The 6,454-nt window shown below is 34.0% G+C and carries 6 protein-coding genes; 2 read left to right on the forward strand and 4 right to left on the reverse strand.

Annotated elements, in window-relative coordinates; genetic code table 11:
- A partial coding sequence (locus tag PKK00_14910) for a beta-N-acetylhexosaminidase (protein ID HNW99695.1) occupies positions 1–1,129 on the reverse strand: 1,129 nt, incomplete at its 3' end.
- A 22-nt stretch (positions 1,130–1,151) separates the two neighbouring features.
- A complete protein-coding gene (locus PKK00_14915; protein HNW99696.1) occupies positions 1,152–2,282 on the reverse strand; it encodes a hypothetical protein in 1,131 nt (376 codons plus the stop codon).
- 278 nt (positions 2,283–2,560) lie between these two features.
- Here PKK00_14915 and PKK00_14920 point away from each other — a divergent pair, with 278 nt between their 5' ends.
- Together PKK00_14920 and PKK00_14925 are read left to right on the forward strand one after the other, a co-directional pair.
- The gene (locus tag PKK00_14920) at positions 2,561–2,989 is read left to right on the forward strand and encodes a four helix bundle protein (protein HNW99697.1); all 429 of its coding nucleotides are present in this window, start codon (positions 2,561–2,563) and stop codon (positions 2,987–2,989) included.
- A 165-nt stretch (positions 2,990–3,154) separates the two neighbouring features.
- Positions 3,155–4,405, forward strand: coding sequence for a DUF1015 family protein (locus PKK00_14925; GenBank protein ID HNW99698.1), 1,251 nt, complete (start codon positions 3,155–3,157; stop codon positions 4,403–4,405).
- Between the two features lie 227 nt (positions 4,406–4,632).
- On the opposite strand, the gene PKK00_14930 is transcribed toward PKK00_14925, so the two are convergent.
- On the reverse strand, positions 4,633–5,793 hold the full coding sequence (locus PKK00_14930; protein ID HNW99699.1) for an IS256 family transposase: 1,161 nt from the start codon (positions 5,791–5,793) through the stop codon (positions 4,633–4,635).
- 188 nt (positions 5,794–5,981) lie between these two features.
- On the reverse strand, positions 5,982–6,454 hold a 473-nt coding region (locus PKK00_14935; GenBank protein ID HNW99700.1), incomplete at its 5' end, for a T9SS type A sorting domain-containing protein.

Genomic DNA, 6,454 nt, shown 5'->3' on the forward strand with positions numbered 1-6,454 from the left:
TTTCTCGAATCATCCAGCTTTGTAATTCTGCTTCATTTTTAAGATGCTGTTCTTTGATTCTGTTTTGGCATTTAGGACATTTTTTCCAATTATCATTGACTGCTTCATCACCTCCAATATGAATATATTTATAAGGGAAAAGCGATGCAACTTCATCAATAACATCTTTATAAAACTGAATTACCGTATCATTTCCGGCACACATTATAGCTTTTGGAGGCCAGTAGGGGCCGATTTGAACAAAATATGGATAGTCATCACAAGCAAATTCGGGATAAGAAGCTAAAATAGCAGAGCAATGCCCTGGAATTTCTATTTCAGGAACAACATCTATGTGTCTTTGAGCAGCATAAGCAACTACTTCCCGAATCTGATCTTTGGTGTAATATCCTCCGTATGAGGCTTTTTCTCCCTCTTTTGGGGGCTCTCCTTTTGTCCAAGAAACCTGGCTTCTATCAACTCTCCAAGCTCCGACTTCAGTTAATTTGGGATATTTATCAATCTGAATTCGCCAGCCGTGGTCATCAGTCAGATGCCAGTGAAATTTATTTATTTTGTAAAGAGCCAATATATCCAAATGTTTTTTAATGTATTCAACATCAAAAAAATGTCTTGACACATCTAAATGATTTCCACGCCATGCAAATCTGGGATAATCCAAAATTTCAAGACAGGAAAAGGTGATTTTTGTCGGATTATTTTTATTGATGTTGTTTGGAGCAAGTTGATATAGAGTCTGAAATCCGTAAAATAATCCGGTTGTTGTATTTGCCTCTATAATAATTTTATTTCTTTTAATTTTCAAACGATATCCTTCATCCCCCAACTTTATATCTTTTTTTGAATTAATAGAAAAATAGATGCAGTTTTTAACTTTGTGTTCAGGGGTAACAATGGTTGGGTTAAATCCAAAATACTTTTCAAAATATTCTACAATATAGGTAACCGTAGTATTATTTTTGTCAATATTACTAAAAGATATAGTAGTGTTATTATCAAAAGTAAAAAAACCATATTTCATCCTAATACTGACAGGCTCAGGAATTATAGAAACATTTTCTTTGTCAATAAGTGTGCATCCCGAATAAAGACAAGAAAGGGTTAGCACTATAAAAACAATTTTTTTCATGGATTTTGGAATAAAAAATAACTTAATCAATAAATTTATTTTGATAATAAGGGAATTCCTTTACCAGTTCACCTGAATAATAAAAGTCGAAAGCAAGTCCTCCAAAAGTATGAGGAACCCCATCTATCGTGATTTTTGCCCCACCGATTTCTGGAGTCGGTTTAGGAATGGAGAGGTTAAACCCCAAGTTGAACAAGGTTGCTAAAACACCGGCGTTGTACGAAATATCTTGTCCCCTTCGTTCCCATTGTTTTTGAAATTGATGTAACATTATGCCGGCATAGAGATAAGAGTAATAATTACTTTTGCCGTTTGTAAGTCTTTGAATTCTGGCTGCCGAATCAACCCCATTTTCATAATTCAACGCATTCTCATATTTTTTTGAAATATAGAATTCAGAAGAGGGATCCTTTAAATATTTTTCTATTCTCATAGCAGTAAATTCCTTAATTCCGGTTACCCCCATAGAGAACTTTGTCTCTGTAACTAATACTTTTACTGGACCGAGGTAGGATTTAAATACTTCGCGATTCGTATTATAAAGCCGTATTTGTTCTCCAATCAAAGTAGCAACAATAAGTCGTGGTTCAATTCCGGCATTTTTTGCAGCACTATCGATAACATCTTTTTCCTTTGATATGGCAATTTTAAGAGCAGCCCATTGTTGGGTATTCATCCATTCAATTGCATTATTCGGATTTTGTAACTTTTGAGGTTTGGAAAGTAACTCAGATCCTTGATTTAGTAATTTTTCGTATTCTTTTTTAATTTTAGGATTTGAATTAATATAGATTTCAGTAGCAGCAATCATTTGACGGATTGATTTAGGATTTTCATTTGTTTTGACCGCTTCCAAAATATTATTGGCATTGTATGGAAAAAATTTACTTATACAAATAATTTTGTAAAAGTCGATTGCTCTTTGGTTACTGTTGAAAGAATAATCTTCAACATTGCTTCCGCTAACTTTGCCCATTTCTTCAATTTCCATCAAGTAACGGTTATTTTTATCAATAGTTCCTTTGTTTTTTGTGAGTCCTAAGTTAAAGACTGCCCAGGCAGTAATGATTCCGAAACCAGCAATAGCAAATCCGTATAATGCAATACGCCAAATCCATTTCAGAAAGAATTTCTTTTTATTTATTTCATTCATTTTCTTGATTATTTCTTTTAAAATTTTAGTCGGCAAAATTACAAAAATCAATTCAGAATTTACATTAAAATTATCTTAAAAATTAAACACATTTTAGTTTGCTCAATAACACCTTTTTTTTAAATAAAAGTTTTTTTTTCTCTGTAAAAAATTTATTTTTAACTTTAAGTAATTGAATGTTAGTATAATAAATAAAAATCGATTTTATTTTTTAAAAAAGTGATTATTTCAAAAAAATGTTTATTTTTGTGCATATTTACTAACTAAATCATTTTAAAATGAACGAACAAGAAAACACCGTTAGCTTTTTTAGATTTGAAGATTTAAGAATTTATGCTAAAGCACTTGATTACATCACCTGGTTACATGGCGTTATTGCTAATTTTCCGGATTCTCAGTATGTCGTTTTAGGTGAGCCTTTCTTGAAGTCAGCTCAAGCAATTGCACTACATATTGCGGAAGGTTCTGCAAGAAACAAAGCTCAATTTGTTTATTACTTAAAAATGGCTAAAAGTTCAGTTAGAGAATGTGTTGTATATACTGAATTTGCTTCTAAACTTTCGGCAATTAATAATGATGAGAAAGAGTACTCTAGAAACCAACTTATGGAACTTACCAAAATGATTGGATCTTTGGTGGCTTCTCTTCAAAGATCAGTTCCTGTATCTAGGGAAGATGATGACATTGATGGAATGCCAGAAATGTAATAATTTTTGTTTATATTTTTTACAGATAATTTTGTGTTTAATTCTCACAAAGTTATCTGTTTTTTTTGCTCTATAAATAGCTACATTTTTCAGTTGTCCATCTTTCCTTTCAATTGTTTTTTTATCTTTGCACGCGAAAATAAAAAAACTTAAAACTTAAAAATTATGGCAATTGTAAAACCTTTCAAAGGATTACGTCCTCCTAAAGAAATTGTAAAACAGTTGGCATCCCGCCCCTATGATGTCCTTAATTCAGAAGAAGCCCGTGCTGAAGCTTCCGGTAATCCTTATTCTTTGCTAAGGATTACAAAAGCTGAAATTGATTTCCCGAAAGGGACAGATGAGCATTCTCAAATGGTTTATGATAAAGTTGTTGAAAATTTCAATTTGTTCAAAAAAAATGGCTGGATCATAAAAGAGGATGAAGAGAAATTCTATATTTACGCCCAAAAGATGGAAGGAAGGATACAATATGGAATAGTAGGGTGTGCCCATATTGATGATTATTTGAATAATGTAATCAAAAAACATGAATTAACTCGAAAAGATAAAGAGGAAGACCGTATGATTCATGTTAGAATAACAAATGCCAATGTTGAGCCTGTGTTTTTTGCATATCCTGATAATAAAAATATTAATGAGATTGTTGAAAATATAGTAAAAAATCAGGTTCCTGAATATGATTTTGTTGCAGATGAGGGTTTCGGCCATCAGTTATGGGTTATCAATGATGCCTCTGTCAACAAGAGAATTTCTGAAATTTTCAAGAATGAAATACCCTATTTATATGTTGCTGATGGGCATCATCGTACTGCAGCCGCTGCTTTAGTCGGAAGTGAAAAACGAAGAAACAATCCTCATCATACCGGTAATGAAGAATACAACTACTTTATGGCAGTTATTTTCCCGGCAAATCAGCTTAAAATTATTGACTATAATCGGGTTGTTAAAGACTTAAACGGTCTTTCCAATAATCAATTTATGGATCTTCTCTCAGAGACATTCACTGTAGAAAAAATTGGAAAAGAAATATACAAACCTTCTAAATTACATGAATTCAGTATTTATATAGATGGATTTTGGTACAAAATGACTGCAAAACAAGGCACTTACAATGATCAGGATCCGATTGGAGTTTTGGATGTGACCATACTTTCTGAGAAGGTTCTCGACAAAGTATTAGGAATAAAGGATTTAAGAACTGATAAAAGAATTGATTTTATTGGTGGAATACGCGGTCTTGGTGAATTGAGACGTAGAGTTGATAGTGGAGAAATGAAAGTGGCTTTTGCACTTTATCCGGTTTCAATGGAGCAATTAATTAATATTGCTGACTCAGGGAATATAATGCCTCCCAAAACAACTTGGTTTGAACCAAAGTTGCGTTCAGGACTGGTTATTCACGAATTAGAATAAATGGAATCATTATAAACTAAAAAGACCATGTATTTATATATGGTCTTTTTTTTGTGTTATAAGTTTAAGCAATAAATTTTTTGCTCATATTTTTTATAAGTCAATTTTGATACTTAATGAAGAGCAATTAAGGTAATGTCCCAAAAAGTGTGTATGGTAAAAGTTCATTTTGTATTTGCAAAGTTATTATTTTTTTAATCCTATTTTCATCTTCAAAATTTTTGCGGTCAATAATCCCATCTGAACTTTTGTTTTTCGTTAAGGAACGATGTCACCTTAAATTGATATGCATTCCTAGTCATAGCTACATATCCCAGGAGCAATATGGTCGCTTCAGTATTAGGTAAAGCTCCTCGCATTCTGGTAGTTCTTTTATAATCCCTATTCAATCTTTCTACCCAGTTCGTCGTGTATATCATGCTTCTAATCCTATAGTCATAGTTGAGATAGGTAAAGTAATAGCGATATCTTTCGTTTTTTAGTTTTTCTCCGAATACAGGATAGTATTTACTCCATTTTTCACAGAACAAATGAAATCTTTCCATCCCTTTTTTCATGCTGTCGTACTTGTCGTCGCATGCGAACACCTGCCTCAGATCTTCGGCAACTTCTGCCTTGTGTTTTACTTTCACCTTTTTCTGACATTCTCTCTGTAAATGAACCGTACAGAGCTGAACATCAGCCATTTTGAAATGATTCTGAACAACTGTCTCTATGCCCGTAAGTCCGTCGCAGACAACAAGCCCGACCTCCTTCACACCCCTCTCTTTCAAATCGGCAAAAATATCATTCCAAAATGAAGATCCTTCCGTTGGATTGTTTACAATTGTAAGTACTTCTCTAGAAGTATCCTCTTTTACTGCCAGTATGGTGAAGTATGCTTCTTTGCTTACGCTGTCAACTCGACGAGTCGCTATGAAGGTCGCATCTATGTATAGAATCGGATAGTAGCTATCCAATCTTCTTGTCAGCCATGCTGCCACCTCTTCTCGGGCGTAATCGAACATCCTGCTCACTTGGCTGCTGCTGTATGATTTTCCGTATATTTCTCCGAACAAGTCGCCTACTTGCTCTGTAGTCAGCCCTGCACCATACAGTTTGAAGGCTATCTGCCTCGCTTCTTCTTCCTGGTCTCGCAACAATCCTAATATCATAGGATAGAAGTTCCCGTTGCGTGTTCTCGGAACCTTTAGTTCCAAAAGTTTACCCTGTCCATAAGTCTTTCTGAAACGATAGCCGTTGCTGAGATCTCCATTTGAAAAATTGTGCTCCTGGCGTTCAGCCTTCATAAGAATTTCAAGACTCATCCGTAGAATTTCTTCAATTCCTGAACCATGGTTGATGATGTTCTCTAAAATTTCGTAATTTTGCGATTGTGTAAAATTCATTGTTTGTGTTTTTTTATTTTGCTTTACAAAAATATTAAACTTTGAGTTTTACACACTTTTTGGGATAGTATCCACCGAACTCAATTACCCAATATTTGCACACCGTAAAAACTTAAAATCCGACGGCTCGCTATGCTTGCCCGTCGGACTTTATAAATATAAAAACTGAAGTTTATCCAGCTATTGCATCAATTTTTCACAATCTTTGAAGTGGTAATTAGCTTATCGGCTGAAAATACCTTAAGGAAATAAATTCCATTGCTAAAATCCTGCAATTCGATTTGGGTTTCATTTCCATCCTCAACTTTAATAATTTTAACCAATTTCCCATTCACATCAAAAATTCGAATTGAAGTCATAGCCAATAAGGGGTCATTATTTCGAACCGTTACATACTGAGTAGCAGGATTTGGAAAAATTTCAATATTGGCAAACTTATCAATTTCCAATACTGAAATTGTAGATTGAATAAGAAGTTCTGCGGGAGAAGAGAGTCCGCAATCATTAATAGCAATAACTGAAAGAGTGCCCATACCGGCAGTCGGAATGGTCAGTTGAACATTATTAATGGTGCTTTGAGCTAAAGTCCAATTCGGATTGGTGATGGTCCACTGATAGAGTTCCGCATTGGGCACGGCTGAAATGGTATACATATAAGGTC

It is taken from the genome of Bacteroidales bacterium (assembly GCA_035353855.1).
Classification (GTDB): Bacteria; Bacteroidota; Bacteroidia; order Bacteroidales; family CG2-30-32-10; genus DAOQAK01.

Excerpts from the sequence above, each read along its gene's own strand:
- PKK00_14915 (HNW99696.1), bottom strand. The coding sequence starts at position 2,282 with ATGAATGAAATAAATAAAAAGAAATTCTTTCTGAAATGGATTTGGCGT.
- PKK00_14920 (HNW99697.1), top strand. The coding sequence starts at position 2,561 with ATGAACGAACAAGAAAACACCGTTAGCTTTTTTAGATTTGAAGATTTA.
- PKK00_14925 (HNW99698.1), top strand. The coding sequence starts at position 3,155 with ATGGCAATTGTAAAACCTTTCAAAGGATTACGTCCTCCTAAAGAAATT.
- PKK00_14930 (HNW99699.1), bottom strand. The coding sequence starts at position 5,793 with ATGAATTTTACACAATCGCAAAATTACGAAATTTTAGAGAACATCATC.